This window comes from Salinisphaera sp. SWV1, assembly GCF_052044155.1.
Lineage (GTDB): Bacteria > Pseudomonadota > Gammaproteobacteria > Nevskiales > Salinisphaeraceae > Salinisphaera.
The window spans coordinates 1-537 of record NZ_JBQDYE010000177.1 but is presented as its reverse complement, the minus strand read 5'-3'; the positions used below and the strand labels follow the sequence as shown (position 1 = coordinate 537).

At 52.5% G+C, this 537-nt stretch carries 1 protein-coding gene; it reads right to left on the bottom strand.

Annotated elements, in window-relative coordinates; all coding sequences use genetic code 11:
- A partial coding sequence (locus tag ACS8YF_RS20115; protein WP_440851823.1) for a DUF1176 domain-containing protein occupies positions 1-537 on the bottom strand: 537 nt, incomplete at both ends.

Genomic DNA, 537 nt, shown 5'->3' with positions numbered 1-537 from the left:
TTTCTCATCAAATGTTGCGTTCATCAGTTCCAGTTCATTCGTCTCCTGACCGTTGTTGAACGGCAAACGCAGCCGAACCGGGCGCGAAGCTAGTGGCTTTTTACGCGACACAATCCATGCCAAATCAATGGTGTTATAGGCCCCTGCCTCACAGCTAATCATCATCAGCGCTTTATCATCAGTCAGCGCAGTGACATTCACCTCACGACGCAATGGATCAAGCGAGCAGCGCAGACCATTCATCCGCCAGTTTCCATAATCCAGCAAATCGTTGCGTTCTTCGAGTGAGAGTGGCGTCGGCGTTGGGTTAACCACCGCGACCTCTTTCAGCGCAGGCGCGGGCGGTACGCTGAGCGGCGGTTCGTCCCCTTTCTTGATCCACGCGGTTTCACTGCCAACGCGCTTTTGCTGAGCATCAATAAACAACAACGCTGCTTTTAAGCCACTCAGAGAAATGGTCTGATCGCCATCGCGTAAGGTGATTGCCTTCCCTTCCTGAATCATCTGCAAAAACGCGGTGATGGTTGCCGTATCATC